The 26,701-nt window shown below is 56.6% G+C and carries 23 protein-coding genes; 9 read left to right on the top strand and 14 right to left on the bottom strand.

All coding sequences use genetic code 11. The features are described from left to right. Positions 1 to 18: 18 nt before the first annotated feature. Positions 19 to 1,617: an STY4199 family HEPN domain-containing protein gene (locus NR795_RS16200; RefSeq protein ID WP_257758740.1), complete on the top strand. Its 1,599-nt coding sequence runs from the start codon at positions 19 to 21 to the stop codon at positions 1,615 to 1,617. Positions 1,618 to 1,661: 44 nt separating this feature from the next. Here NR795_RS16200 and NR795_RS16195 read toward each other — a convergent pair whose 3' ends face one another. From NR795_RS16195 to NR795_RS16180, 4 genes are all read right to left on the bottom strand, one after another. Continuing rightward, positions 1,662 to 3,311 (bottom strand): alpha,alpha-trehalase, encoded by a 1,650-nt coding sequence (locus NR795_RS16195; protein ID WP_257758739.1) that lies wholly within the window; start codon positions 3,309 to 3,311, stop codon positions 1,662 to 1,664. Positions 3,312 to 3,547: 236 nt separating this feature from the next. Continuing rightward, positions 3,548 to 4,045 (bottom strand): CopD family protein, encoded by a 498-nt coding sequence (locus tag NR795_RS16190; RefSeq protein ID WP_257758737.1) that lies wholly within the window; start codon positions 4,043 to 4,045, stop codon positions 3,548 to 3,550. Between the two features lie 153 nt (positions 4,046 to 4,198). After that, positions 4,199 to 5,551: a glutathione-disulfide reductase gene (gene gorA, locus NR795_RS16185; protein WP_257758736.1), complete on the bottom strand. Its 1,353-nt coding sequence runs from the start codon at positions 5,549 to 5,551 to the stop codon at positions 4,199 to 4,201. A 69-nt stretch (positions 5,552 to 5,620) separates the two neighbouring features. Further along, a complete protein-coding gene (locus NR795_RS16180; RefSeq protein ID WP_144817967.1) occupies positions 5,621 to 6,463 on the bottom strand; it encodes a 23S rRNA (adenine(2030)-N(6))-methyltransferase RlmJ in 843 nt (280 codons plus the stop codon). Positions 6,464 to 6,662: 199 nt separating this feature from the next. Between NR795_RS16180 and prlC the strand changes: the two genes are divergently transcribed. After that, complete coding sequence (gene prlC / locus NR795_RS16175) at positions 6,663 to 8,705, top strand: oligopeptidase A (protein WP_222889311.1); 2,043 nt, start codon at positions 6,663 to 6,665, stop codon at positions 8,703 to 8,705. Between the two features lie 7 nt (positions 8,706 to 8,712). Next, positions 8,713 to 9,465 carry a 16S rRNA (guanine(1516)-N(2))-methyltransferase RsmJ gene (rsmJ, locus tag NR795_RS16170; protein WP_257758735.1) on the top strand — a complete coding sequence of 251 codons (753 nt, stop codon included), beginning with the start codon at positions 8,713 to 8,715 and terminating at the stop codon, positions 9,463 to 9,465. Positions 9,466 to 9,515: 50 nt separating this feature from the next. Here the strand turns inward: rsmJ and uspA are convergent, their stop codons facing one another. After that, entirely contained in the window at positions 9,516 to 9,953 is a 438-nt protein-coding gene (gene uspA / locus NR795_RS16165; RefSeq protein ID WP_103820396.1) for a universal stress protein UspA, read from the bottom strand. A gap of 396 nt (positions 9,954 to 10,349) precedes the next feature. Here uspA and uspB point away from each other — a divergent pair, with 396 nt between their 5' ends. Beyond that, a complete protein-coding gene (gene uspB / locus NR795_RS16160; RefSeq protein WP_042394150.1) occupies positions 10,350 to 10,685 on the top strand; it encodes a universal stress protein UspB in 336 nt (111 codons plus the stop codon). Positions 10,686 to 10,742: 57 nt separating this feature from the next. Here uspB and pitA read toward each other — a convergent pair whose 3' ends face one another. Then, entirely contained in the window at positions 10,743 to 12,239 is a 1,497-nt protein-coding gene (pitA, locus tag NR795_RS16155; protein WP_144817970.1) for an inorganic phosphate transporter PitA, read from the bottom strand. Between the two features lie 231 nt (positions 12,240 to 12,470). Between pitA and NR795_RS16150 the strand changes: the two genes are divergently transcribed. Continuing rightward, the gene (locus NR795_RS16150) at positions 12,471 to 13,667 is read left to right on the top strand and encodes an NAD(P)/FAD-dependent oxidoreductase (RefSeq protein ID WP_257758734.1); all 1,197 of its coding nucleotides are present in this window, start codon (positions 12,471 to 12,473) and stop codon (positions 13,665 to 13,667) included. Between the two features lie 11 nt (positions 13,668 to 13,678). On the opposite strand, the gene lysC is transcribed toward NR795_RS16150, so the two are convergent. Further along, entirely contained in the window at positions 13,679 to 15,043 is a 1,365-nt protein-coding gene (gene lysC, locus NR795_RS16145; protein WP_257758733.1) for a lysine-sensitive aspartokinase 3, read from the bottom strand. A 440-nt stretch (positions 15,044 to 15,483) separates the two neighbouring features. Between lysC and NR795_RS16140 the strand changes: the two genes are divergently transcribed. Continuing rightward, positions 15,484 to 16,869 (top strand): diaminobutyrate--2-oxoglutarate transaminase, encoded by a 1,386-nt coding sequence (locus NR795_RS16140; RefSeq protein ID WP_257758732.1) that lies wholly within the window; start codon positions 15,484 to 15,486, stop codon positions 16,867 to 16,869. 17 nt (positions 16,870 to 16,886) lie between these two features. After that, positions 16,887 to 18,350: an aspartate aminotransferase family protein gene (locus NR795_RS16135; RefSeq protein WP_144817974.1), complete on the top strand. Its 1,464-nt coding sequence runs from the start codon at positions 16,887 to 16,889 to the stop codon at positions 18,348 to 18,350. Positions 18,351 to 18,403: 53 nt separating this feature from the next. Here NR795_RS16135 and NR795_RS16130 read toward each other — a convergent pair whose 3' ends face one another. Continuing rightward, positions 18,404 to 19,219, bottom strand: coding sequence for a hypothetical protein (locus tag NR795_RS16130; protein WP_257758730.1), 816 nt, complete (start codon positions 19,217 to 19,219; stop codon positions 18,404 to 18,406). Between the two features lie 193 nt (positions 19,220 to 19,412). Here NR795_RS16130 and NR795_RS16125 point away from each other — a divergent pair, with 193 nt between their 5' ends. Beyond that, positions 19,413 to 19,748: a hypothetical protein gene (locus tag NR795_RS16125; protein ID WP_257758729.1), complete on the top strand. Its 336-nt coding sequence runs from the start codon at positions 19,413 to 19,415 to the stop codon at positions 19,746 to 19,748. Positions 19,749 to 19,848: 100 nt separating this feature from the next. On the opposite strand, the gene NR795_RS16120 is transcribed toward NR795_RS16125, so the two are convergent. From NR795_RS16120 to NR795_RS16100, 5 genes are all read right to left on the bottom strand, one after another. Further along, positions 19,849 to 21,822, bottom strand: coding sequence for a PhoX family phosphatase (locus tag NR795_RS16120; protein WP_257758728.1), 1,974 nt, complete (start codon positions 21,820 to 21,822; stop codon positions 19,849 to 19,851). Between the two features lie 76 nt (positions 21,823 to 21,898). Further along, the gene (locus NR795_RS16115; protein WP_144817980.1) at positions 21,899 to 23,020 is read right to left on the bottom strand and encodes a metallophosphoesterase; all 1,122 of its coding nucleotides are present in this window, start codon (positions 23,018 to 23,020) and stop codon (positions 21,899 to 21,901) included. Between the two features lie 30 nt (positions 23,021 to 23,050). Beyond that, positions 23,051 to 24,043, bottom strand: coding sequence for an alpha/beta fold hydrolase (locus NR795_RS16110; RefSeq protein ID WP_257758727.1), 993 nt, complete (start codon positions 24,041 to 24,043; stop codon positions 23,051 to 23,053). A 19-nt stretch (positions 24,044 to 24,062) separates the two neighbouring features. Further along, positions 24,063 to 24,857: an SDR family NAD(P)-dependent oxidoreductase gene (locus tag NR795_RS16105; RefSeq protein ID WP_144817982.1), complete on the bottom strand. Its 795-nt coding sequence runs from the start codon at positions 24,855 to 24,857 to the stop codon at positions 24,063 to 24,065. Positions 24,858 to 24,901: 44 nt separating this feature from the next. After that, positions 24,902 to 25,756, bottom strand: a complete 855-nt coding sequence (locus NR795_RS16100; RefSeq protein ID WP_144817983.1) for a LysR family transcriptional regulator — start codon at positions 25,754 to 25,756, stop codon at positions 24,902 to 24,904. Between the two features lie 98 nt (positions 25,757 to 25,854). Here NR795_RS16100 and NR795_RS16095 point away from each other — a divergent pair, with 98 nt between their 5' ends. After that, positions 25,855 to 26,361 carry a phenolic acid decarboxylase gene (locus NR795_RS16095; RefSeq protein WP_144817984.1) on the top strand — a complete coding sequence of 169 codons (507 nt, stop codon included), beginning with the start codon at positions 25,855 to 25,857 and terminating at the stop codon, positions 26,359 to 26,361. An 89-nt stretch (positions 26,362 to 26,450) separates the two neighbouring features. Here the strand turns inward: NR795_RS16095 and NR795_RS16090 are convergent, their stop codons facing one another. Beyond that, entirely contained in the window at positions 26,451 to 26,675 is a 225-nt protein-coding gene (locus tag NR795_RS16090) for a hypothetical protein (RefSeq protein ID WP_257758726.1), read from the bottom strand. Positions 26,676 to 26,701 lie beyond the last annotated feature (26 nt).

Raw genomic sequence — 26,701 nt, 5'->3', positions numbered from 1 at the left:
TGTGGTTAAGGGAAAATAATGACACACAGCACATCGCTCAGGAATCGCGAACAATTTGAAACCTGCATCGGGATTATTCGCCAGGCGTCTATCGAAATTTTGTTATTGCTGGACGTTCGCGTAAGTGAAGGGAAGGATCCGCGCTGGTTTCTGGAGCAGCTGGAGAACGCCCGCCAGAGCCTTGGCGGCTGGGGCGCAGTGGCGCAACGCCTGAAGCTCAACGATGCCGAGCTAACGCAGTTCACCATGCAGCTACGCCATCTTCAGCAGCTGGTTCCTCAGTATGAAAGCGGACAGGACGTCAGTGAAAATCAGCTGATTGCCGCGCTGCGCTTTGTCGCCGCGCTGGAGCACCTTCGTCTGCAGCAGCCTCTGCTGACCTATCCCACCTCTACCGAAACGGTCAACGGCGAAGCCCAGCTCAAGGGGCTGTCCCAGCTGCGCGCCCTGGAGCTGATGATTAGCGGGCTGGTTTATGCCGCCTGGCCGGATGGCGTCAAGCTACGTAACCACCTGAAAACGCAGTTTGGTCAGGATCGCGTGCGCCGCTGGTTAAAGCTGGGGGAGCGCAACGACGTGCTCAGCGGAATGCTGTTTAGCGAGCTGGCGCTGATGCTGGTGGATAAAAAAGAGTTTTCCCGCCACTACGCTTCGCTGTTTAACGACAGTTCGGTACTAACGCTATTTGCTGACCCGCGCAAGACCCTGCAAACCCTGCTCAATGATATTCGGCAGATCCGTAATACCCTTACCGCGCAGAAGCCACTCTCTGCCATCCAGCTGACTATGCTGGACACCTACTACCCGCAGATCGCCGCCCCGGTTCAGCGCGCCTTCAACGAAGGTCGCACCACCGTTAATCCGGCCAGCCTGTTAACCACCGACGTGGACGAGCTGAACGCGTTTAAAGCGCGGACGGTTAAAAAGGCGGGCGCGGGAGGAGATATTTTCGAGGTGGGTGAAGATATTGAGCGACCCGAGCGCCGTGCCGTTCGCTCACCGGAGCAGCGTATCCGTCTGGTCTCGGGTATTCTCTGGGGCGCGGTTGGCGTGATGGTGCTGATGATCATCGTCGGCGGCGTTATGTTGATAAACAGCACCCCTCCCGCTCGCGCGGTAAGTGAGCCGCCCGCTCAGGCGCAGGTGCTGACCAACACGCAAAATGAGCAAGACACGCCTACCTCACGGATGCAGCTGACCCGGATGGGCATCACGTGGGATGAGAGCAATCTTCGCTCGGCGATAGACCGCAACGATACCCGCATCGCGCAGCTCTTTTTGAAGGGGGGAATGGACTGGAAGCTCTCCTGGACCGAGCAGGCGTTGTCGGCAGGCAATGATGAGGTGCTGACCCTACTACTGCGCTACCAGCGCCAGATGGTTGAGCCGCGCCCCTGCCGTCGCTTTACCGCGACGCTCAGTCACGCGATGCTAAACGGAGAGAAGCTTACCGGGCAACGGAAAGATTACCTGCGCGCCTTCTGTACCCGTTCTGCCGTGGTAGAGCGCCAGCGCTACGAAACCGAGCAGGCAAAGATCCGTAATAAAGCGCAGCCTGATGAGAGCACCCGCCAGTGGCTGGCGATCCAGACTGCGATCTATAACGTGATCCGCTAATACGCTATTTGCTGATAAATTATTTGCTGATAAACAGGGGGGCGCTATGGCTCCCCGTACAGTCCAATCAGACGGCGTATTACGCCGTTACTCCAGCCAAAGCCGTCCTGCAACGGATACTCACCGCCGCCACCCTCGCGTGGCGTGCCGCTGGCGATATGGTACTTCTCGATCAGTTTGTGGTGCTGCTGATAGAAGCCGTTAACGGTATTGAGCCAGCTATGGGCAATCTGATCCCCAAGCTCATCGTTGCCGTAGAGCTTAAAGCCCTGAATGGCCATCCACTGCAGCGGTGCCCAGCCGTTGGGTTTATCCCACTGCTCACCGGTCTCATACTCCGTAGCCATCATACCGCCTGGGGTCAGCAGACGTTCGCGCACCGCAACGGCTATCCGATCGGCCTGCTCATGGGTGACCATACCGACGTAGAGCGGCACGATGCTCGCTGCCGAGAACAGCGCCTGCTCGCCACGTCGCCAGTCATAGTCGCGATAGCAGCCTTTCTCTTCGTCCCACAGGTAACGGTTCACCGCCGCCCGACGATCGCTGGCGCGCTGGCGGAACATGGCCTCGCCCTCACGGTCGCCTTTCAGCCCGGAGAGGTTAGCAATAGTGCTCTCGAGCTTGAACAGGAAGGCGTTCAGATCGATAGGGATAAACTGCGTGGTGCGGATACTGGCCAGACGCTGGGTATCGCGCAGCCAGCGGGAGGAGTAGTCCCAGCCGGATTCCGCCCCTGCGCGCAGATCGCGGTAGACCTCACTCGGTGGACGTCCCGAGTGCTTCGCCGTTTCCACGTCTTCGATCCATGATTCATCCCGAGGCGTATCACGATCGTCCCAGTAGCGGTTGAGCAGGGAGCCGTCGGGCATGCGAACCGCATGGCGGTAGGCCTGATTGAGGTTCAGCGATTCAGAACCGTCCATCCAGAAGGCGTACTCCATCAGCAGGTGCTCATAGTAGCGTTTCGCCCCGCGCACACCGTCCTCTTCAAACAGCTCCACCATCAGCGCAAACACCGGTGGCTGGGAGCGGCTGAGGTAGTAGGTACGGTTGCCGTTCGGGATGTGGCCATAATTCTCAATCATCCACGCAAAGTTATCCGCCATACACTTCAGCAGATCGTTTCGGCCACTTTCGGCCAGCCCCAGCATGGTGAAGTAGGAGTCCCAATAGTAGGTTTCGCTAAACCGGCCGCCGGGCACGATATAGGCCTGCGGCAGTGCCAGCAGCGACGACCAGGGAATGTGATCCTGCGGCTCGCGGGTCAGCACCGGCCACAGCTGGTCGATGTGCTCTTTCAGCGAGTTTTCTGGATTAGAGACATACTGGCTATCCATCTGCTGCGGCAGCCAGAAGTGTCGTGTAATAAACAGGCGCAGGTCAAAGTCAGGCCTGCGTTTGATACGACGATAGCGGATCAGGATATCCAGCGGATCCATTCTTGGCGCACAGTCAGGAAAGGTTTTGCTGTCGGCAAAGAGACCCGATGACTGTACCTGCTCAAACAGTTCCAGATAGCGATCGGCAGGGGTCAGCGCGTCAGAAGCGGGCATCCCCTCGATCATCTCCGGTTCCGGTTCCGCCTCGATCATTTTATCCAGTTTTAATTCGCGCGGATCGGTCTCGTAACAGATCTTTTCATCGATCTCGAACTCAACAGAATCAGCAAACTTAATTTTCTGGTTGAACATAGCTGTGGCGACCTCCGGATGGCGTCGTAAAAAATGGCGGGTATTTTCCCGGTAATTATTTAAGTCTAAAGTTTAGACATTTGATATGAGTATTGAAGTGCAAAGTGGGCGCAAGATCACAATTACAAGCGGCAATTTGTAAAGGGATGTAGGGTAACGGTTTGTTTTTAAATATAAAATTGTGACATTGCAGCCTGACTAAACAGACTGCATTTTCAGAGCATTCAAGATAACGTTTAGCCGCTAAACGGTTTCACCACTGCTAAAGCCACAACGACGATAACGGCCACCAGGGTAAGCCAGGCAGCGTTGCGTGCCAGCAGGGACACGGTAGCGGTTTCACCGGTTGCCAGTCTGCGCAGCGACCCTGACAGGATGCCGTGCACCGCCGAGAGGAACACCAGCACCGCCAGCTTGATGCCCAGCCACAGCGGCAGCAGCCAGTCACCCTTTAACATTAGGGCAATACCCAGGGCCCACAGCAAAATCATGGCCGGTGAAGTGACGAACCGGTTCCAGCGGCGCACATACTCTAACAGGGGGTTGCTCTCCCCTTTAGCCACCGCGCTGCGGCTCTGCGACCATGCCGCAACGATTGCTGCCATCATAAAGATGCCGCCCAGCCAAATCACGCCTGCCATGATATGTAAGGCGTCTAACCAACGATAGTCCATCGCTTTCCCCTGAGCTGTAATCTTATTGTTGTAACTGAGAATGGTTTTAACTGAGATCATACTCCGGGCCAGGGGAGCAAGAAAGGGGTTTCAGCAGCGTGCGCACTGAAACAACGTAGGCTGGGTAAGGCTTTAGCCGCCACCCGGCAATACGAACGAGGCCTGATAGCACTACGCTTATCAGGCCTACGATCCCAGCGTTTTTAAAGACCCTTAACGCATCGTCACAAACTCTTCCGCCGCCGTTGGGTGGATTGCCACGGTGTTATCAAAGTCTTTCTTGGTTGCGCCCATCTTCAGCGCAACGGCGAAGCCCTGCAGGATCTCGTCCATGCCCTGGCCGATGCCGTGAATGCCGACAATCTTCTCTTCCGGACCAACGCAGACCAGCTTCATTCGGCACGCCTGACGATGCAGGGTGACGGCGGTATACATGGCGGTAAAGGAGGAGGTGTAGACCTTCACCTGGTCGTCACCGTACTGCTCGCGCGCCTGCGGCTCGGTCAGACCTACGGTGCCGATAGGCGGATGGCTAAAGACCACGGTAGGAATATTGCTGTAGTCCAGATGCTCGTCCGGCTTGTTGTTGAACAGGCGCTCGGAAAGACGACGGCCTGCCGCCACTGCAACCGGCGTCAGCTCAACCGCACCGGTGTTATCACCTACTGCATAGATCCCTGAAACGTTGGTGTTCTGGAACTTATCGACGATGATGTGGCCTTTGTCGTTGGTTTTCACCCCGGTTGCTTCCAGGTTGAAGGTGTCATTGGCGGGTTCGCGACCAATCGCCCAGATCAGGCAGTCAACGGTCTCGCTACGGCCATCTTCCAGCTCCAGCGTCAGGCTGCCATCGCCGTTTTTCACCACTGCTTTCGGCGTGGCATGGGTATGCAGCGACGGACCGTCAGCCATGATGGTCTCAACCAGCGTCTCGACGATCAGCGGATCGAAGCTGCGCAGCGGGGCATGTTTACGCACAAACAGGTGCGTCTCTGCGCCCAGTCCGTGCAGCACGCCTGCCAGCTCAACGGCGATATAGCCTGCGCCAACAACCGCAACGCGCTTCGGCAGGGCGGTAAGCTCAAAGAAGCCGTCGGAGTCGATACCGTGCTCTGCGCCGGGAATATCCGGGTAGCTCGGACGCCCACCGGTGGCGATCAGAATATGGTCGGCGGTGAGGGTCTCGCCGTTAACCTCAACGGTTTTAGCATCGACAAAGCGAGCAAAGCCGCGGATCACATCCACGTTGTTTTTACCCAGCACGTTCTCATAGGAGCTGTGGATGCGATCGATATAGGCTGTGCGGCTGGCCACCAGGCGCTGCCAGTCAAAGTTGTTGATGGTGGCGTCAAAGCCGTAGTCCGCGCCGTAGAGGTTGACCGCTTCGGCAATCTGCGAGGCATGCCACATCACTTTTTTCGGCACGCAGCCTACGTTCACGCAGGTTCCGCCCAGCTCCTTCGCTTCAATCAGGGCGCATTTTTGGCCATACATGGCCGCACGGTTAATAGACGCAATACCGCCGCTGCCGCCACCAATGGCGATGTAGTCGTAGTGCTTAGTCATAACGTTTCCTTAATGAATTTTTGCTTAGAGTGTAACGCGATGCCCTTAAGGTTCCACCGATGGCTGTGATTACTCGGGTACAACCCAGTTCACCAGCGTGTGGCCAATGCCAGCCGGAACCAGCTTGCTGTGCAGCCACGGCAGCACGCTGTTCATCTGCTGCTCCAGCTTCCACGGTGGGTTGATCACAATCATGCCGGAGGCGGTCATGCCCCGCTGGTCGCTGTCCGGGCGTACCGCCAGCTCAATCTGCAAAATACGGCGGATGCCGGTGGCTTCCAGCTCTTTTAACATGCGCTTGATCTGCGCGCGCATCACCACCGGATACCACAGCGCATAGGTGCCGGTTGCAAAGCGCTTATAGCCTTCATTGATGCCCTGTACCACCGCCTGGTAGTCGCTTTTAATTTCGTAAGGCGGGTCGATCAGGATCAGACCCCGGCGTGATACCGGCGGCAGCTTGGACTTCAACTGCTGGTAGCCGTCGGCACGTTCGACGCGGGTGCGGCTATCTTTCTGGAACTCTGAGCGCAGCAGCGGAAAATCGCTTGGGTGCAGCTCGGTCAGCTGCAGGCTGTCCTGCTCGCGCAGCATCTGGCGGGCGATCAGCGGCGAGCCAGGGTAGTAGCGCAGCTGGCCGCTACGGTTGAAGTGCTTTACCACGCTAATGTACGGCTCCAGCTCGGCAGGCAGATCGTCCTGCTGCCAGATGCGGGCGATACCTTCCAGGTACTCACCGGTGCGCTCGGCATGCTCGCTGCTCAGCTGATAACGCCCCGCGCCTGCGTGGGTATCCAGATAGAGAAAAGGTTTCTCCTTCTCTTTCAGCGATTCAATAATCAGGCTCTGAACGGTGTGTTTTAATACGTCGGCATGGTTGCCGGCGTGGAAGCTGTGGCGATAACTGAGCATGGAAGGAACAATCCTGGGAAGTAAAAACAGATAGTCGATAGTTTACCGCAGATTGCGGCAAATTACCGCAGCGGTGCCGTTGCCAGGGCGCAAAAGCGCAACGGACGGCATTGAAATTAACTACACTAAACCCCATCCTAGACCTTACAGGAACGAGCGCCGCCCGAGCGCTTGCGATTATTTCTACAGGACAGCGCTTATGACCAATCCATTACTGACGCCCTTCGACTTGCCGCCGTTTTCCCAGATTAAACCTGAGCATGTGGTTCCCGCCGTGACGAAAGCGCTGGAGGATTGCCGCGAGGCGGTAGAGCGCGTGGTAGCCCAGGGCGCACCCTATACCTGGGACAATCTCTGCCAGCCGCTGGCCGAGGTGGACGATCGCCTGGGTCGTATCTTCTCACCCATCAGCCACCTGAACTCGGTGCAGAACAGCCCGGAGCTGCGTGAAGCCTATGAGCAGACGCTGCCGCTGCTCTCTGAGTACAGCACCTGGGTGGGACAGCACGAGGGTCTTTACCAGGCCTATCGTAACCTGCGCGAAGGCGAGGCCTATACCGTCCTGGATCTGGCGCAGATGAAAGCGGTGGATAACGCCCTGCGCGATTTTGAACTGTCCGGCATTGGCCTGCCGAAAGAGAAGCAGAAACGCTACGGTGAAATTGCCGCTCGCCTCTCTGAGCTGGGCTCTACCTACAGCAACAACGTGCTCGACGCCACCATGGGCTGGAGCAAGCTAATTACCGATGAGTCTGAGCTGTCCGGTATGCCGGAGAGCGCCCTGGCGCAGGCCCAGGCTCAGGCGCAGGCCAAAGAGCAAGAGGGCTGGTTGTTGACGCTCGACATCCCGAGCTATCTGCCGGTGATGACCTACTGCGATAACCAGGCCCTGCGCGAAGAGCTCTACCGCGCCTACAGCACCCGCGCCTCCGACCAGGGGCCGAATGCGGGCAAATGGGATAACAGCCCGGTGATGGCGGAGATCCTTGCTCTGCGTCACGAGCTGGCCCAGCTGCTGGGCTTCGACAACTATGCCCATAAATCTCTTGCCACCAAGATGGCCGAGCATCCGCAGCAGGTACTGGACTTCCTGATGGATCTGGCGAAACGCGCCCGTCCGCAGGGTGAGAAAGAGCTGGAGCAGCTGCGAGCCTTCGCCCGTGCGGAATTCGGCGTAGATGAGCTGCAGCCGTGGGATATCGCCTACTACAGCGAAAAACAGAAGCAGCACCTCTACAGCATCAGCGATGAGCAGCTGCGCCCCTATTTCCCGGAGAACAAAGCCGTTAACGGCCTGTTCGAAGTGGTTAAGCGCATCTACGGCATCACGGCTAAAGAGCGTAAGGATATCGACGTCTGGCATCAGGACGTACGTTTCTTCGAGCTGTATGACGAAAGCAACGAACTGCGCGGTAGCTTCTATCTCGATCTCTACGCCCGTGAGAACAAGCGCGGCGGGGCGTGGATGGACGACTGCGTCGGGCAGATGCTGAGAGCCGACGGCTCGCTGCAAAAGCCGGTTGCCTACCTGACCTGTAACTTCAACCGTCCGGTGAGCGGCAAACCGGCGCTGTTCACGCACGATGAAGTGATCACCCTGTTCCACGAGTTCGGTCACGGCCTGCACCATATGCTGACCCAGATCGCCGTCCCAGGCGTGGCGGGCATCAGCGGGGTACCATGGGACGCCGTGGAGCTGCCGAGCCAGTTTATGGAAAACTGGTGCTGGGAGCCGGACGCGCTGGCGTTTATCTCCGGCCACTACGAAACCGGCGAGCCGCTGCCGAAAGCCCTGCTGGATAAGATGCTGGCGGCGAAGAACTACCAGGCCGCGCTGTTTATCCTGCGCCAGCTGGAGTTCGGGCTGTTTGATTTCCGTCTGCACGCCGAGTTCAGCCCGGAGCAGGGGGCGAAAATTCTCGAAACCCTGGCCGAGATCAAATCGCAGGTGGCAGTCATTCCGGGTCCAAACTGGGGACGCTTCCCGCACGCTTTCAGCCATATCTTTGCTGGTGGCTACGCGGCTGGCTACTACAGCTACCTGTGGGCCGACGTGCTGGCGGCGGACGCCTACTCCCGTTTCGAGGAGGAGGGGATCTTCAACCGCAAAACGGGCCAGGACTTCCTCGATCACATTCTGACCCGCGGTGGTTCAGAAGAGCCGATGGAGCTGTTCAAGCGTTTCCGTGGCCGTGAGCCGCAGCTGGACGCGATGCTGGCGCACTACGGCATCAAGGGCTAAGCACGGCGTGAAAATCTGCTTAATAGATGAGACAGGCACCGGAGACGGTGCCTTATTGCGTCTTGCGTCCCGTTTTGGCTTACAACATGACGATGACAACCCGATGGCGCTGGTGCTAACGGCGGAGCATCTTGAGCTACGCAAGCGCGATGAGCCAAAGCTTGGCGGCATTTTCGTTGATTTTGTTGCCGGGGCGATGGCGCACCGGCGCAAATTTGGCGGCGGTCGCGGCGAGGCGGTCGCGAAGGCGGTAGGCGTTAAAGGCAGCTATCTGCCGGACGTCGTCGATGCCACCGCAGGATTAGGCCGCGATGCTTTCGTACTGGCGTCCATTGGCTGTCGGGTACGGATGCTGGAACGTAACCCGGTGGTGGCGGCACTGCTGGAAGATGGCCTGACGCGCGGCTATGCCGATGCGGAGATTGGAGAGTGGCTGCGGGAGCGCCTGCAGCTGATCCATGCTTCAAGCCTGACCTCGCTGACGGACATCACTCCGCGGCCGCAGGTGGTCTATCTCGATCCGATGTTTCCGCACAAGCAGAAGAGCGCGCTGGTGAAAAAGGAGATGCGGGTCTTTCAGTCGCTGGTAGGACCGGACCTGGACGCTGATGGTTTGTTAGTGCCTGCTCGCGCGCTGGCAACCAGGCGCGTGGTCGTGAAGCGCCCCGATTACGCTCCACCGCTGGCAGACGTTGCCACGCAAAACGCAGTGGTGACCAAAGGCCACCGGTTTGATATTTACCCCGGCACACCAGAGTAAAATATGTAGGCCGGGCAAGCGCAGCGCCGCCCGGCGTTACAGATGAACGCTTACTCGTCATCTTCGTCGCGCAGCGGAACAATCAGCATATCAACGTGAACGGTGTTGATCAGCTGGCGCGCAGAGGACATCAGCTTGCTCCAGAAGTCCTGATGGTGGCCACAGACCACCAGATCCATATCGTACTTCTTAATCGCGTCGACCAGCACCTGGCCCAGATCGCCGCTGCCGCTCAGGGTTTCGGTAATCGGATAGCCTGCGTTAGTGGAGAGTTCTGCCAGCGCGTTGTGGGTCTCTTCAGAGATGCGTTTCTGCATATCGCCCAGGTTAACGTCGATAAGCCCGGTGTAGAGATCGGAGTAGTTTACATCGACATGAATCAGGGAGATTTTTGCATTGTACGGGCGCGCCATAGAGACGGCTTTGTCGACCAGTACCTTGCTCTCTGGGGAGAGATCGACCGCAATAAGGATATGTTTGTAAGCCATGATGTTACTCCTTCCATAAGTTGTCGATGACCGTTGGATTCAGCCGCCACTTTCGCGCTGCGGCTTATCCCGCGTCCTGCGTGCCATTGCGCGGGGGATGCCCGGCCTTAAGGATCTAATTGTAGAAGATATTTCTACCTTATAACGCCCTAAACCCGTCGTCAATTGTCCTGGGTCACGGTTTAGCTCATCAAAAAATGTCGTCTATAGCATTGATATAGATCGATGATGTGGCGAAATAATTAACAGATCTCCTACACTATTAAATAAGCCGCTCGGATGTAGAATTGTGATCCACGTCGGCTTCTGGTACACACTTCAAAGAACTCATTGGCCGGGAATCGGGGAGCGCCAGCCCTGGAGTTTATCTTCGTGGGCGGTCGCCGGGGAGGGGGTATGGTCAGCACTGTCGCGCTGTTTTGGGCTTTGTGCATCGTTTGTGTGGTTAACATGGCGCGTTATTTCTCATCGTTACGCGCACTGTTGGTTGTCCTGCGTGGTTGCGATCCGTTGCTCTATCAATATGTGGATGGCGGTGGCTTTTTTACCTCGCACGGCCAGCCCAGTAAGCAGATGCGTCTGGTGTGGTATATCTACGCTCAACGCTATCGCGATCATCATGACGATGAGTTTATTCGTCGCTGTGAGCGGGTCCGTCGCCACTTTGTTTTAACCAGCGCCCTCTGTGGGCTGGTGGTGGTCAGCCTGATTGCGCTGATGATTTGGCACTGAAATAGAGACATAAAAAAAGCGGGCCTGAGTGGCCCGCTTTTTTATGCCTGTTACCGATTAAATCAGGTGCAGCGCCACCCAGTACAGCGCACCGGAGAGGAAAATCGCTGCCGGCAGAGTCAGCACCCAGGCCATCAGGATGTTGGTCACGGTTTTACGCTGTAGACCGCCGCCGTCCACGATCATCGTTCCCGCCACTGACGAAGAGAGAACGTGGGTGGTCGACACCGGCATCCCGGTATAGCTCGCCAGGCCGATAGAGACGGCCGAGGTGAGCTGGGCCGACATCCCCTGTGCATAGGTCATGCCTTTCTTGCCGATCTTCTCGCCGATGGTGGTAGCAACACGACGCCAGCCAATCATCGTACCCAGACCCAGCGCCAGCGCTACCGCCATGATGATCCACACCGGGGCATACTCGATGGTGCTCAGCATATCGCCTTTCAGCTTTTTCAGCAGACGCTGGTCGTCAGCGCTGACTTCCGGCTGTTTGGCAACCTTATCGGTGATATCAGAGATGCAAAGCATGATCCGGCGCAGCTGGCTACGCTGCTCAATCGGTAGCTTGTCATAGCTTTCGATATTGGTCAGCATCGCTTTCGCGCGATCCAGCGCCACGACGGCACGGCCTGCATGACAGTGGAACTCGCCGTTAGGGCCTACGGTCTGCTCGGGCGTAGGGATCACCGGATCGGCTCCGGTGGCCTTTAGCAGCAGATCGGGATGCTGTTGGAACCAGGTCTCAACGTTGTTTACCGCGTCGCGGGTACGGGTGATGTCGTAGCCGGAGGCATTCATGTTCACCACGAAACCTGCCGGGGCAACGCCAATCAAGACCAGCATAATCAAACCAATGCCTTTCTGACCGTCGTTCGCGCCGTGAGAGAAGGCCACGCCGATAGCAGAGAGGATCAGGGCGATACGCGTCCAGAACGGCGGCTTTTTCTTGCCGTCCTGCTTTTCACGCTCGGCTGGAGTGAGGTGAATACGGGCGCGTTTCTTGGTGTTGCTCCAGTAGCGACGGAGGATAAACACCAGGCCGCCTGCAAAGACCAGGCCGACAATCGGCGAGAGGATCAGCGAAGCGAAGATATTCAGGACTTTCGGGATGTTCAGCGCATCCACCAGTGAGGTCCCTGTCATCAGCGCGTTGGTTAAACCAATCCCGATGATTGCCCCGATGAGCGTATGTGAACTGGAGGCCGGAAGCCCAAAGTACCAGGTACCCAGGTTCCAGATGATGGCAGCCAGCAGCATGGAGAAGACCATGGCAAGGCCGTGGGCAGAGCCAACGTTTAATAGCAGATCCGTCGGTAACATATGCACGATGGCATAGGCTACGCTCAGGCCGCCAAGCAGAACGCCAAAGAAGTTGAAGAGTGCCGCCATGACGACCGCTATCTGCGAACGTAATGCGCGAGTATAGATCACGGTTGCCACTGCGTTCGCTGTATCGTGGAAGCCATTAATCGCTTCGTAGAACAGCACAAAACCCAGAGCAAGAAGTAATAACAACCCGGTATGAAGATCCAGGCCAGCAAACAAATGTAACATAGGACGTTACGCCATTTTTGAGGTCATGAACGCCGCGCATTATCATGGACATTCGCGGCCGGGGCAAAGTGAAATATAGCTTTTTTTTGATATTTATCCTGTGCATGTAACGGTACGTAAATAATTATGTCATAAATTTCAACGAAATGACCATTTTCGCCACCATTTGCGCTGGTGCGACCACCGCATAAAATTTACAATCCGCGCCGGATTAGCGAAGAGGAATGCAGTGTGGAAAGGTTTGATGCCGTTATCATTGGGGCTGGCGCGGCGGGGATGTTCTGTGCGGCGATAGCCGGACAGGCGGGCTGCCGGGTACTGTTGCTGGACAATGGTAAGAAACCCGGACGTAAAATTCTTATGTCTGGCGGCGGTCGCTGCAACTTTACTAACCTTTATGTCGAACCGGCGGCCTATCTGAGCCAGAACCCGCATTTTTGCAAATCTGCACTGGCGCGCTATACCCAGTGGGATTTCATCGATCTGGTCGGCAAGCACGGTATAGCCTGGCATGAGAAGACGCTGGGCCAACTTTTCTGCGATGACTCCGCGCAGCAGATTGTTGATCTGCTGGTGGCAGAATGCACAAAGGGCAATGTCACCACCCGTCTGCGCAGCGAAGTGCTCGACGTCACTCGCGACGACGCAGGCTATACGCTACAGCTCAACGGTGAAAGCGTCATAACCAACAAGCTGGTGATCGCCAGCGGCGGCCTGTCGATGCCTGGCCTGGGTGCATCGCCGTTTGGCTATAAAATTGCCGAACAGTTTGGCCTGAAAGTGCTGCCCACGCGGGCGGGTCTGGTGCCGTTCACCCTGCACAAGCCGCTGCTGGAGCAGCTGTCGCTCCTCTCCGGCGTGTCGGTGCCCTCGGTCATCACCGCAGAAGACGGAACCGTGTTCCGTGAGAGCCTGCTCTTTACCCATCGCGGCCTCTCCGGCCCGGCGGTGCTGCAAATCTCCAGCTACTGGCAGCCCGGCGAGTTCGTCACTATCAACATGCTGCCGGAGTGCGATCTGGATGCGTTCCTCAATGACCAGCGCACCGCTCACCCGAACCAGAGTCTGAAGAACACCCTGGCGATGCAGCTGCCGAAACGGCTTATTGAGTGTCTGCAGCAGCTTGGGCAGATCCCGGATGTGACCCTGAAGCAGCTTAACAGCCGTGAACAGCAGACTCTGGTGGATAACCTTACCCGCTGGCGCGTGCAGCCCAACGGCACCGAGGGCTACCGCACGGCAGAGGTGACGCTCGGCGGTGTCGATACCCACGCGCTGTCGTCGCGTACCATGGAGGCGCGCAACGTACCGGGACTCTACTTTATCGGTGAGGTAATGGACGTTACCGGCTGGCTGGGGGGGTATAACTTCCAGTGGGCATGGTCAAGCGCCTGGGCCTGTGCACAGGCGCTGGTAGAACAAAACTAACGCGTTAGCCGTTATTCCAACAACCTGCTGTGTAACGCTTTCACCGCGCTGTCCGCAGATGCCGCTGGCAGCAGGAAACCGAGGCTTTGGTTGGACGCCCCGTGGCAAATCATGCGCACGGCGTGCGTCTCCAGCGCGGCAAAGACCTCTTTGCACACCGCGGCTTCCTTCGCCAGCGCGTTGCCAATCAACGAGACGAGCGCCAGCCCGGTCTCGATCTCAACGTGGTAGTGCGACGACAGCTCGGTAAGCAGGGCAGTAGTCAGCGCATCGACCTCGCCTGAGGTCGAGCCGGTAGAGTTGAGGATCAGCGCGATGCTCGTCTCCGAGGTGGTCACCAGGTCCATTGCCGTTTCATGGCGCGATAAAATCGCAAACGTCTCAGCTAAAAAGCGGTGTGTTGGCTGCGCGTTCAGGCTGGATAGCGTCAGCAGCGTTTGCTGACGGCGCACAGCCAGAGCGCGATAGCGCGAGGGTTCCAACGCGTCGCGAAGAACCAGCGTGCCGCCCGCTGACGGATTATTGCTGGCCCCGACGAATACCGGAATATTTTTGCGTATGGCGGGGAGCAGCGTCGCCGGGTGCAGCACTTTCGCACCCAGGGTTGCCATCTCTCTGGCTTCGGAGAACGAAAGGTTATCAATACGTTTTGCCTGGGCCACAATTCGGGGATCGGTGGTATAGATCCCGGCAACATCGGTCCAGATATCCACACGTGAGGCATTAAGCGCTTCGGCCAGCAGGGAGGCGGTGTAGTCACTGCCGCCACGACCGAGCGTGGTGGTATGCCCTGCCGCGTCGCTGCCAATAAAGCCTTGGGTCACTATCAGCGCCTGAGCAATACGCGGGCGTAGGCGTTTTTCCGCCTGCTCGGCAATGACGTCGATGGCCGGCACGGCGCAGCCAAACGTATCATCGGTGCGAATAACTTTGCGCGCATCAAACCACTGCGTCTCGACTTCTTCACGTTCACGCAAGACTTCCACAAACAGCAGGGAGGACATCATCTCTCCATGGCTGACCAGCTCATCGCACAGCGCGGCTGAAGGGGAATTGACAGCGTCTTCAGCCAGGCGGCTGATGTTGTCGAGCAAACGGTCAATCTCTTGACCAATGGCGTCTGGCTGTTTCAGGCGTGAAATAATGTTGTATTGCAGGGCGCGCAGGGTCGCAATTTTGTCCAGCCGAATGGGGCTTTCCAGACCGGAAGCGAGTTCGACTAACAGGTTGGTCACGCCTGCGGAAGCAGACAACACAACCAGACGAACGTTTTGATTAGCAAGAACGAGGGTGGCACTGCGGCTCATCGCGTCAAAGTCAGCAACGCTGGTTCCGCCAAATTTAGCGACGATGATGTGTGGATAAGTGTGAGTCATAACAATCTCATATCAGGGCGCCATATCGGTATGGCATGAAAATTTTCATTTCGGCATAAGGGAAGAGGTCTTCACCTTACGAAATGTCCGCCCGCGAACATTTCTACTTAAAACTCAGGAACCTGCTCTTATTGCCTCTCACAGGTTACCGGGGTGGGATCGCATGAATAGTTAAATAAGGTCTTCCTTATAGGTTTGGGATTTTAAACGCGGGCATAGTAAGTGATTTAACCCGCTGAATCGATATTTTCTTCAACGTTTACGTTAAACCGGTGTGAAAACATTTTTTGTCATTGATTTTCATAGAAATTTACATAAAAGCCCACAAAAAATAAAAGATTGAGTCCGCTGCTGAAAACACATATATTAGCCGCGATTTTTACCCCCCCTTAAACCCTTATTCAACCGGTGTTGAAACAACTCCAGGTTGTAGGAGAGATATGATGACGGATAAAGTCCGTATTGATTCTTTGAGTGCTGATTCATTCCCGCAAAGCAATGAGACCCTTCTCGCCAGACAGGCTGAGTTCGAATCCAACGTCAGAAGCTATCCGCGTAAATTGCCATTAGCAATTACCAAAGCGCAGGGCGTCTGGATCACCGATGCAGATAATAAACAATACCTTGACTGTCTTGCAGGCGCCGGAACGCTGGCGCTGGGCCATAATCACCCTGATGTGATCCAAAGCATCCAAAGTGTCCTTACCAGTGGCTTACCGTTACATACGCTTGATCTGACCACGCCGTTAAAAGATGAGTTTTCTGCTTATCTGCTCTCGCTGCTGCCGGGTCAGGGCAAAGAGTACTGCCTGCAGTTCACCGGCCCTTCCGGCGCGGATGCCGTTGAAGCGGCGCTGAAGCTGGCAAAAAAAGTGACCGGCCGTTCTGGCGTGATCAGCTTCTCCGGCGGCTACCACGGCATGACGCATGGCGCGCTCTCCGTAACCGGTAACCTGTCGCCGAAAGAAGCGGTTAACGGCATGATGCCGGAAGTGCAGTTTATGCCTTACCCGCACCAGTACCGCTGCCCGCTGGGTATCGGCGGCGACGCTGGCGTGAAAGCGCTGACCTACTACTTCGAAAACCTGATCAACGACGTTGAGAGCGGCGTGCGCAAACCTGCTGCTGTGATCCTCGAAGCGGTGCAGGGTGAAGGCGGCGTGAACCCGGCTCCGGCCGAGTGGCTGCAACGCATCCGTAAAGTCACCCAGGAACACGGCATTCTGCTGATCCTTGACGAAGTTCAGGCGGGCTTTGCCCGTACCGGTAAATTCTTCGCCTTTGAGCACGCCGGTATCGAGCCAGACATTATCGTGATGTCCAAAGCGGTAGGCGGCGGTTTACCGCTGGCCGTGCTGGGCATTAAAAAGCAGTTCGATGCCTGGGCACCGGGTCACCATACCGGTACGTTCCGTGGCAACCAGCTGGCAATGGCCACCGGCCTCACCACGCTTAAGATCCTGAAAGAGGAGCGTATTGCCGATAAAGTTGCTGAGCAGGGCGAATGGCTGAAGGGCCAGCTGGCTGAGATGCAGAAACGCTTCCCGGTGATCGGGCACGTACGCGGTCTGGGCCTGATGATCGGTATTGAGATCGTTAAACCGCAGGAAGCGCAGGATCATATGGGCTGCTACCCGGCGGACGGCGAACTCTCTGCGCTGCTGCAGAAAAAATGTTTCGAAGCAGGCCTGATCCTTGAGCGCGGCGGCCGTGGCGGTTGCGTACTGCGTCTGCTGCCTTCGCTGCTGATCAGCAAAGAAGAGCTGGGGATCTTCCTCGATAAATTTGAAAACGCGCTGCTGAGCGCGGGCGTGAAGCCTGTTTAATCGGAGCAAATGAGCACATGTCTGATCTAAATCCGATTCTCTCTGGTTCCGCGCAGAGTATCGCCGCCTATCAGGAAGCGATTGAGCAGAGTACGCAAGCGGTGGTGCAGTGGCTCAAGCAGCCTGAGATGTACCAGGGCAAAACCGTTGCGGAACTTCGTGAGCGCATCAATTTAGAGTTTACTGCTCAGGGCCTGGGTAACCAGGCCGCCATTGAGCGCGCCGTGGAGTATTTCCTCAAAGACAGCCTCTCTGTGCACCATCCGCAGTGTGTGGCGCATCTGCACTGTCCGAGCCTGGTGATTAGCCAGGCGGCGGAAGTGCTGATCAACGCCACCAACCAGAGCATGGACTCCTGGGACCAGAGCCCGTCGGCGACCATCATTGAGATCAAGCTGATTGAGTGGCTGCGTGAGCAGGTCGGTTACACAGCGGGCGACGCCGGGGTCTTCACCAGCGGCGGTACGCAGAGCAACCTGATGGGCCTGATGCTGGCGCGCGATGCCTTTTTCGCTCGCCAGGGGCACTCCGTTCAGCAGCACGGGCTGACCGGTAATCTCAGCAAAATTAAAGTGTTATGTTCCGAAAACGCACACTTCTCTGTGCAGAAGAACATGGCGCTGATGGGGCTGGGCTACCAGTCCGTGACGCTGGTAAAAACCGATCAATTCTCGCGTATGGATCTCAACGATCTCAAAGAGAAGCTGGCCCAGGCGAAAGCCAACGGTGAGCAGGTGATGGCCATTGTGGCCACCGCCGGCACTACCGATGCAGGCGCGATCGATCCGTTGGCTGACATCGCCGCGCTGGCGGCTGAAGAGCAGATCTGGGTGCACGTGGATGCAGCCTGGGGTGGCGCACTGCTGCTGTCCGAGAAGTATCGTCACTTCCTGAACGGCCTGGAACTCGCGGACTCCGTCACGCTGGACTTCCACAAGCAGTTCTTCCAGACCATCAGCTGTGGCGCGTTCCTGCTGAAGGATGCGCGTCACTATCAGCTGATGCGTTACCAGGCGGCGTACCTGAACTCTGACTTCGACGAAGAGCAGGGCGTGCCAAACCTGGTATCCAAGTCTCTGCAAACCACCCGCCGTTTCGATGCCCTGAAGCTGTGGATGGGTCTGGAAGCGCTGGGTAAAAAGCAGTATGCCGAAATCATTGATAACGGTGTGACCCTGGCGCAGCAGGTGGCGCAGTTTGTGGTGGAGCAGCCGCAGCTGGAGCTGGTCATGCAGCCGCAGCTGGCTAGCGTGCTGTTCCGTTTCCGTCCGCAAAACGGCGACACCGCAGGCGTTGCGCTGCTGAACCAGCGTATCGGCGATGCGTTGCTGGCCTCCGGGGCGGCGAACGTGGGCGTAACGGAGGCTGACGGCGTCACCTGTCTGAAGCTGACCCTGCTCAACCCTGTCGTTTGCCTGGAGGACGTAAAAGTTCTGCTGGCAAGCGTGATCGCCTGCGGGCAGCAGCTGCATAACGCCTGATTGCATCAGACATGAAAAAAGCCGACGGCAGCGATGTCGTCGGCTTTTTTTTATTATAAATTGTCCTTAATCCTTTTAATGAAGCGGTAGTACTCCCGCATCTCATAGAGCTTGAGTTTATTATTCATCGCCTCCCAGCCACCCTCGCTTAGCTGCGCTGAGGGCTGCCATGACGCTTCACTGCCCCTAATCTCCTCCAGCGTTTGCTGTGGGGTCAGTGCGGCATCAAGGTTTTTCGGCAGGTCTTTAGGGGAGACGATGGTGACAGCGGCGAACCGGTAGTATTTATAGGGTATACTGTCTTTAGCGAGCGCTCGCCACCCCTCCGCCTTATTAAAATCACCTTCCTGCCTGGAGAGGTGCAGTGAAAACGCCAGGTACCAAATTTCTGTGTTGCCGCAAAAATCACTGATCTCAATATACTGATGATAACGGTTAAGCTGGATGGCATCCTGCTCATCGGCATCACCCTCGCGGCCTGCTGCGGAAAAGTAGGGAAAGAGCGGTGTGCCATAAAAAGAGACCCGGCCTTGATTAGCATACTCTTTGGGCGGGCTGTGTTTAGGGATGGAGGTTCTTAACTCAGGGCCAGTGGTGCTGATCCCGATGTATTCCCGCTTTTCTATATTTTCAAACAGCTGCGCCCGGTAAATACCGCCGTTTATTGCCACAATATTGATTTCATAATCAAAATCGATAGTGCCAGACATCACTGAACTATAGATTTTGACCTGGTGATTTGCATCACCAAAAGAGCGTTTAAATCGGCTGTCTTTTGTCAGGAAAACATCGTAGCTGCCGCGCGCGTTATAGCTGGCCAGACGGGCGCTGACCTTACTCTGCGCCAGCGATCGTCTGGCTATGAGCATGGAGATTATCGCCACCGTTGCGGAAATAATCGGGATAATGCTCTCTTTTATCGATATGTCCATTTCGCGGGTCTCCTTTACGGCATCAAACAGGCGGTTATTATAACTTAGATTCTGTATTCATCCGGGCTGGTATTAGATCAAACCTGTAGTTATAGTATAAAAAGCAATTAACCGATAAGTGGAAGCGAGCATGGATAGCGCTGAAGTCGAAAGGCTTTTATTAAAAGAAGGCTTTACAGGAAAAGAAGTTTTAGCTCTTCGGCAACATGCTGAAAAGGAAGGCTATCCGTACTATTGGCTGCTTTCTCAGCTAAGGAAGCGATTTATCTTTTCCTTAGTAATCATAATGATACTCGTGTTGGGGTGGATCTATACGGCATGCAACGGCACTCAACAAAATCTTGTATCTTATTCAATTACTCTATTTTTTGGGGTTATCATATTATATATATTTATGCCTCTTAGGCCCGCTTATAAAGCATATAAATTTATAAAGAAGAAAGGGCATTTGTTGATGCGGCACTAAAAATGCCTCTCTACCCAAAGAGTAAAAATTCCAGACATGTTGCCACATCTGGAATTTAATGCGTTCAGGTACAGCAGTTAAAGCAAGCTCAGGGACGGTATTAGCTTCCTATCAGCCCGCCGTCGGCCTTCACAATGACTACCGTTGATGAGCGTGGGCGGCCGTTGGGGTCGGCATCCGGCCAGTTCGACACCGCGCGCGGGTTTGCCGGGTCGGTAATCCCATCGCCTACTTCGCCAGGGTGCTGAATATTAATAAACAGCGTCCGGTTATCCGGCGTAAAGGCGATGCCGGTGATCTCGCAGCCGCGCGGCCCGGTGAGGAAGCGACGATACTCGTTGGTGCCCGGAATGGTAGCCACCATCTGGTTGTTACCCATATCAGCGTAGGCTTTCTGGTTAATGGTGCTGGAGGAGACGTCGGTCTGGATCCACAGCACGCCACGATGGTCGAAAGAGAGACCATCTGGGCTACCAAACGCGGCTCCCTGCATGGAGCCTTTGGCCTGCGCATCGTTGCCGTCGGTGCGGCCCGCCATCACCAGAATATCCCACTTAAAACGCCCTGACGCCGGATCGTTGTTCTCTTCCAGCCAGTGCATGATGTGACCAAACTGATTATTAGCGCGCGGGTTGGCAGCATCTACCGGGGCCTTGCCCTCTTTACCGCGATCGCTGTTGTTGGTCAGGGTGCAGTAGACGCTGCCGGGGGTGTTCGGATCGACGGTGATCCACTCGGGGCGGTCCATTTTGGTCGCGCCCACAACGTCCGCGGCAAGACGGGTTTTGATCAGCATATCGCCCTGGCTTTCGAAGCCGTGGCTCTGATCGAGACCGTTCTCGCCAAAGACCAGTGGGAGCCAGCTGCCGCTACCGTCCTCGTTAAATTTCGCCACGTAGAGCGTGCCAGAGGTGAGCAGATCCATGCTGGATTGGCGGTTAGCCGGATCGTACTTTTTGTCCGAGACAAACTTGTAGATGTACTCAAACTTCTGGTCGTCGCCCATGTAGACCACCACGCGGTTGTCTGCGGCGAGGGTGACCATTGCCCCTTCGTGCTTGAAGCGGCCCAGCGCCGTATGCTTGCGCGGTGTGGAGGTCGGATCGTAAGGGTCGATCTCCACTACCCAGCCAAAGCGGTTCGGCTCGTTCGGGGTTTTATCCACGCTGAAGCGCTCGTCCACCTCGTTCCAGCGATAGGAGTCATCTTTGTCGCTAATGCCGTAGCGCTTCTCCAGCGCGTTGCGATCCGCCTTCTTCACAAAAATATCGGACCAGTTCTCTTCGCAGGTGAGGTAGGTTCCCCACGGCGTGTGGCCGTTGGCGCAGTTCTGCATGGTGCCCAGCACCTGCTCCCCCTGCGGATCGGCGGCGGTTTTCATCAGCGGCTGATGGCGCGCCGGACCGGTGAGCTGCATTGGGGTGTTAACGGTGATGCGGCGGGCGAATGAGGAGGGGCGCACCACCTGCCAGCCTTCGCCGCGCTTCTGCACTTCGATAACCGAGATGCCCATCGCGTTCTGCCCCTTGCGGGCTTTGTTGAGATCCCAGTTGGCGTCGCCATCCTTGAACAGCATCCCGTTATCAATGTACTCATGGTTCATCGCCAGCAGGCCATGATCGGAACTGTCTCCGCCCTGCGGCAGGCTAAACCACGCCATGCCGTCATGGTGCATGCCCGCCTGGGCTGCCTGCTCGTCGGTAGTGTTGCTGCCGTCGGTCTTGAACGCGGGCATCGCATCCTTCAGACCCACCGGCTCGCCCCAGCGATAGAACGGCCGTGCGATATAACCCTCTGGCACAATCACCGTATCTTCAGAAGAGACGGGGATGCTGGTGAACCCCAGCGAGACTGCCTTAGCCAGTGCGGAAGGGCGGCCAACGGCGGCAAAGGCCGACTCGGGTTTGACCAGCAGCGGGAAGGAGACCGCCGCGCCCGCGACCACGCCCATCTGCAACAGGCGGCGGCGGGAGAGAAAGACGTTTGCGACGTCTGAAAATACCGGGTTGGCGCTGCGGTTACTGATCTCTTCGCTATGTTCTTTTTTGAATAGGGATTTTAACGGTCTGCTCACGACGGCGTCCTTTGGTTAACCAGAGAGTAAAGTGACGCCGTCAGACTAAGTAATTATTGTTACAATTTTATAACAGTCATCGAGCCGCGCTGCGGTGCAGGATCAGCTCGGTGATCTCCGACGGGTGACCCAGCCGCAGCGGGAAGCCGTTCCACAGGCCCGTGCCGTTGCTGACATAGAGGATCATATTCCCCACCTGATAGCGCCCGGAGACAAAGCCGTTGTTTGCCGGACTGACAAGCAGATCCAGCCCGCGGATCATCCCGCCGTGTGTATGGCCGGAGAGCTGTAGCTTCACGTTGTGCCTGGCGTTGTCGTGGGCCGAACCCGGACGGTGATCGAGCAGGATAATGCTGTCATCGGGACGAACGCCCTTTAGCGCCTGCTCAAGGTCCGGGCCAGTCTCCTCGACGCGCTGGGCTGCTTCGTCGTTGACGCCCGCCAGCACGATAGACTCATCGCCGCGCGTAATGCGCACGTGGCTGTTTTGCAGAAAAGGGATCTTCAGCTGGCGGTAAATCTTCATCCACCCGACATAGTCAAAGTAGTACTCATGGTTGCCGGTAATGGCATAGAGACCGCTTTTGGCCTGGAGCCGGGAGAGCGGCTCGACATCCTTAAAGCGGCGGTCCACCGTGCCGTCGGACATATCCCCGGTCAGCACCACCAGGTCAGGATTGAGCCGGTTAGCTTTCGCCACTACCTGCTCTACCCATGCCCTCGGCAGCAGGCGGCTGGCGTGGATATCCGTCAGCTGGACAATTTTAAAACCTTCAAAGGCGGGGGGCAGATCGGGGAAATTTACCTCGACGGTGCGCACCGCCGGGATCTCAATCGCCTGTTTCACGCCGATGCCCGACAGCACCAGCGCAACCACCATCAGCGCTACGCCGGATGAGGTTTGCGGCAGACGCTTACGCAGCAGCCACTTCAGTAGCAGGGCGACGACGTCGCGCACCAGCAGCAGCCCGGCAAACATCACGATAGAACCAAACAGCCAGCCCTGGGCGATCATCACCGGCTCAGGCCATTCGGGGGAGAACATACTGCCGAAGAACAGCTTGCCCAGCAGGTGAAATTCGCCCGCCACCAGCAGCACCAGCGCCAATCCTGCGCGTACCCACATCGGCAGCGACAGCGGCAGAATAAACCGCGCTATCACGTACAGAGCGGGTATCAGCGTCCAGATAAAAAACATATTTTACTCCCTTAACTCACCCGCTCCAGATTACGATCGTAAATCTTTAAGCAATGCCGCGTGGAAGCGCGCCGGATCTTCCATCTGCGGGGCGTGGCCCATGCCGTCAAACTCTATCAGCGTCGCGCCAGGGATCTGCTTCGCGGCCTCTTTGCCCAGCACGCTATAGTTACCCACGGCCTTTTTCACCTCCGGTGGCGCGGTATCGCTGCCTGGGGCGGTAGTATCCCCGGTGCCGATAAACAGCGTCGTCGGTACCCGCAGATCCTTAAACTCATAGACTACCGGCTGAGTAGCGATCATGTCGTAGAGCAGGGCAGAGTTCCACGCTACGCGCTCCTTACCCGGCCCGTTGCTTAGCCCGGCCAGCATATCGACCCACCTGTCATACTCCGGCTTCCAGTTGCCCATGTAGTAGGTCTTCTGCTCATAGGCTTTGATGCTCTGGGCGCTGGTTTTTAGCTCCCGCTGATACCATTCGTCAACGCTGCGGTAGGGCACGCCTTTGGCTTTCCAGTCCTCAAGGCCGATGGGGTTGACCATCACCAGCTTCTCGGTCTGCTGCGGGTACATCAGGGCGTAGCGGGTGGCCAGCATCCCGCCGGTAGAGTGGCCTATCACCGTAGCTTTCTTGATCCCCAGCGAGTCCAGCAGCTGATGGGTATTGCGCGCCAGCTGCTGGAAGCTGTACTGATAGCTGGCGGGCTTGGTAGAGGTGCAGAAGCCAATCTGATCCGGGGCGACGACCCGATACCCGGCATCGTGCAGGACGCGGATCGTCTTCTCCCAGGTGGCGGCGCAGAAGTTTTTACCGTGCAGGAGCACGACCGTATGACCGTTGGGTTTATCCGCCTGAAGATCCATGTAGCCCATGCTGAGCGGCTGTTTCTGCGACTGAAAATCAAACTTTTTGAGTTCCCAAGGGTAGCTAAAACCCTCCAGGTGTTCACCGTACTCTGCTGCCGCAGCCGCTCCGCTGAAGAGCAGGGCGGCCAGCACACAGCGTGAGATTTGCATAGGCATAACGCGTCTCCACGCTGGGTTATACAATATCGTCTACCACGCCACCGTCGACGCGCAGCGCCGCGCCGGAGGTCGCCGAGGCCTGAGTTGAGCAGACGTAAACCACCATATTGGCGACTTCATCCACCGTGGCGGCCCGCTGGATCACTGAGGTGGGACGGTTGGCTTTCACAAACTCGGTGGCGACCGTCTCCAGCGATTTGCCGGTTTTGTCTATTTCGCTCTGCATCATGGCGGCAAAGCCGTCGGAAAGCGTTGGGCCCGGCAGCACGCTGTTGACCGTCACGCCGCTGCCCGCCACGTATTTTGCCAGCCCGCGCGCCAGGGAGAGCTGCGCCGTTTTGGTCACGCCGTAGTGGATCATATCCGCCGGAATGTTAAGCGCCGATTCAGAAGAGATAAAGACCACCCGACCCCAGCCCTTCTTCACCATCCCCGGCAGCAGGGCACGCGCCAGGCGAACGCCGGACATGACGTTGGTCTGCCAGTACGTATCCCAGGTGGCGTCGTCGGTGGCGCTGAAATCGGACGGGCCATAGATGCCTGCATTATTAACCAGGATATCCACGGACGCGGCGGTTTTCAGTACTGATTCAACGCCTTCAGGCGTGCTGAGATCGGCGATAGTGGCGCGCACCTCTACACCCGGCACCGCCTGCTGCAGCTGCTGAATGCCCTGGTTCACGCTCTCCTGGCTGCGGCCGTTGAGGATCACTTCCGCACCGCTCTCCGCCAGCCCGCGCGCAATCGCAAATCCAATCCCGGCGGTAGACGCCGTTACCAGCGCAACTTTGCCCGTTAAATCAATCTTCATCGTTTGCTCCCGTAGATGTCGTTATTGAACGTTAAGCATAGACGCTACTTAGCAGAGGTCAGGAGTTTCAGTAGTGTCTTCACCTGTTCATCCATCGGCATTAAGTCTTTCTTTACAATCAGGTGCAGGGGCGTAGCGCGGCGCACGCCATGGCCGAGGGGCAGCGTTTTTAAGACGCCCGCCTCCAGCTGCTCGCGGATCCGCTCTTCCGGTAGCCAGCCATACCCCACCTGATACATCACTGCGTCAATCGCGGCATCGATGGTTGAGAAGGTCCAGGCTTCGCTGGTGGACTGCTGAGCACTGTCACTCCCGGCGATGCGGATCAGCGGCCAGGCAGAGAGCGTTTCGTCATCTAACGTACTCAATGCAAAGAGCGGATGATCGCGGTGGGCCACGGCGATGAAATCTACGTTCATCAGCCACTCCCCGCGTCCGGTCATATCCTGACGGCGCGGCAGGATCATCACGTCGGCTTCACTGTGCGCGGGTAGGGCAACGTTTTCCTGGGCTTCGGTGAGATGCACCTGCGTTTGGGGGTAGCGCTGCTGAAACTGACGCAAGATGGCAAACAGATGGCTGCGGGGAAAGATGCTGTCGACCACCAAATCAAGGCGAGTGCGCATACCGTTACGCAAGGTTGACGCACGCGTTTCGACATAGGCAAAGGCCTTCAGCAAGGGCTTAACCTGGGTTAACAGCAGCTCCCCGGCAGGCGTTAACACAGCGCGTCGCCCTTCCGGCACGAGCAGCGCGATGCCCAAACGCTCTTGCAACAGCGCCAGGTTGTAGCTCACCGATGACTGGCTGCGATGCGTCTCTTCGGCGGCTTTGGCAAAGCTGCCCAGCTCAATCACTTTTTCCAGCAGTGACCACTGCTCCAGGGTTGTCTTGTGCATAAATTATCTAAAAAGTTAATTAATTCCATCCAAAATCAGCGTTATTAATCCATAATTTGCAGCGGTACGCTATCTCTATCACATGAAGGAGGTAAAAAATGAACAGCTTTGATAAACACGATCTGAGTGGATTTGTCGGTAAACACCTGGTTTACACCTACGACAACGGCTGGAATTACGAGATTTATGTGAAAAACGAGTCGACGCTGGACTACCGTATTCATAGCGGGATTGTTGGCAATCGCTGGGTGAAAGATCAGCATGCCTGGATCGTGCGGGTGGGTGAGAGCACCTACAAAATTTCCTGGACCGAGCCGACCGGCACCGACGTTAGCTTGATTGTTAACCTCGGTGACCGGCTGTTCCACGGGACGATCTTCTTCCCGCGCTGGGTCATAAACAATCCGGAAAAAACCGTCTGTTTCCAGAACGATCATATTCCGCTTATGGAGTCATATCGCGAGGCGGGGCCTGCCTACCCAACGGAGGTGATCGATGAGTTCGCGACCATCACCTTTGTACGCGACTGCGGGGCAAATAACGACAGCGTCATCGACTGTGCAGCCAGCGAGCTGCCAGAGAACTTCCCGGAAAACCTGAAGTAGGCTCACCGGACGGAGGCAGCCCCGTAGAAATCATCGTCTAACCATTAAGCATGGCAGCACCTGCCTCATCAGGTGCTGCGTATGTTCTCTCAACGGGCTTTAATCTTGCTATAAACAGTGCTCAACGGAACGCCGGTCATAATGGCGATTTTTTTTGCGGGCATACCGTTGTCATAGCAATTTTGCAGAATCGTTTTCTGGATCTGCGGCGGCTGGGAATCGTACATGGCACGGTTATATTTGTTTTGACTGGATTCCAGCACATTTGCCAGCTGACCTACAGCATTTTTAAGCGAATCGGTGATATCTTCCATTCTCTGCCTCCAGATAAATAATTAGG

It is taken from the genome of Pseudescherichia sp. L3 (assembly GCF_024656065.1).
Lineage (GTDB): Bacteria > Pseudomonadota > Gammaproteobacteria > Enterobacterales > Enterobacteriaceae > Pseudescherichia.
The sequence above is the reverse complement of the archived record's forward strand: the minus strand, read 5'-3'. Positions and strand labels throughout refer to the sequence as shown.

What these genes read in the sequence shown, in the direction of transcription:
- NR795_RS16090 (WP_257758726.1), bottom strand. Translation starts at nt 26,675, where the DNA reads ATGGAAGATATCACCGATTCGCTTAAAAATGCTGTAGGTCAGCTGGCA.
- pitA (WP_144817970.1), bottom strand. Translation starts at nt 12,239, where the DNA reads ATGTTACATTTGTTTGCTGGCCTGGATCTTCATACCGGGTTGTTATTA.
- lysC (WP_257758733.1), bottom strand. Translation starts at nt 15,043, where the DNA reads ATGACTCACACTTATCCACACATCATCGTCGCTAAATTTGGCGGAACC.
- NR795_RS16105 (WP_144817982.1), bottom strand. Translation starts at nt 24,857, where the DNA reads ATGAAGATTGATTTAACGGGCAAAGTTGCGCTGGTAACGGCGTCTACC.
- gorA (WP_257758736.1), bottom strand. Translation starts at nt 5,551, where the DNA reads ATGACTAAGCACTACGACTACATCGCCATTGGTGGCGGCAGCGGCGGT.
- prlC (WP_222889311.1), top strand. Translation starts at nt 6,663, where the DNA reads ATGACCAATCCATTACTGACGCCCTTCGACTTGCCGCCGTTTTCCCAG.
- NR795_RS16110 (WP_257758727.1), bottom strand. Translation starts at nt 24,043, where the DNA reads ATGCCTATGCAAATCTCACGCTGTGTGCTGGCCGCCCTGCTCTTCAGC.
- NR795_RS16100 (WP_144817983.1), bottom strand. Translation starts at nt 25,756, where the DNA reads ATGCACAAGACAACCCTGGAGCAGTGGTCACTGCTGGAAAAAGTGATT.
- NR795_RS16125 (WP_257758729.1), top strand. Translation starts at nt 19,413, where the DNA reads ATGGATAGCGCTGAAGTCGAAAGGCTTTTATTAAAAGAAGGCTTTACA.
- NR795_RS16190 (WP_257758737.1), bottom strand. Translation starts at nt 4,045, where the DNA reads ATGATCTCAGTTAAAACCATTCTCAGTTACAACAATAAGATTACAGCT.
- NR795_RS16130 (WP_257758730.1), bottom strand. Translation starts at nt 19,219, where the DNA reads ATGCTCATAGCCAGACGATCGCTGGCGCAGAGTAAGGTCAGCGCCCGT.
- NR795_RS16140 (WP_257758732.1), top strand. Translation starts at nt 15,484, where the DNA reads ATGATGACGGATAAAGTCCGTATTGATTCTTTGAGTGCTGATTCATTC.
- NR795_RS16195 (WP_257758739.1), bottom strand. Translation starts at nt 3,311, where the DNA reads ATGTTCAACCAGAAAATTAAGTTTGCTGATTCTGTTGAGTTCGAGATC.
- NR795_RS16180 (WP_144817967.1), bottom strand. Translation starts at nt 6,463, where the DNA reads ATGCTCAGTTATCGCCACAGCTTCCACGCCGGCAACCATGCCGACGTA.
- NR795_RS16115 (WP_144817980.1), bottom strand. Translation starts at nt 23,020, where the DNA reads ATGTTTTTTATCTGGACGCTGATACCCGCTCTGTACGTGATAGCGCGG.
- NR795_RS16200 (WP_257758740.1), top strand. Translation starts at nt 19, where the DNA reads ATGACACACAGCACATCGCTCAGGAATCGCGAACAATTTGAAACCTGC.
- uspB (WP_042394150.1), top strand. Translation starts at nt 10,350, where the DNA reads ATGGTCAGCACTGTCGCGCTGTTTTGGGCTTTGTGCATCGTTTGTGTG.
- uspA (WP_103820396.1), bottom strand. Translation starts at nt 9,953, where the DNA reads ATGGCTTACAAACATATCCTTATTGCGGTCGATCTCTCCCCAGAGAGC.
- NR795_RS16135 (WP_144817974.1), top strand. Translation starts at nt 16,887, where the DNA reads ATGTCTGATCTAAATCCGATTCTCTCTGGTTCCGCGCAGAGTATCGCC.
- NR795_RS16095 (WP_144817984.1), top strand. Translation starts at nt 25,855, where the DNA reads ATGAACAGCTTTGATAAACACGATCTGAGTGGATTTGTCGGTAAACAC.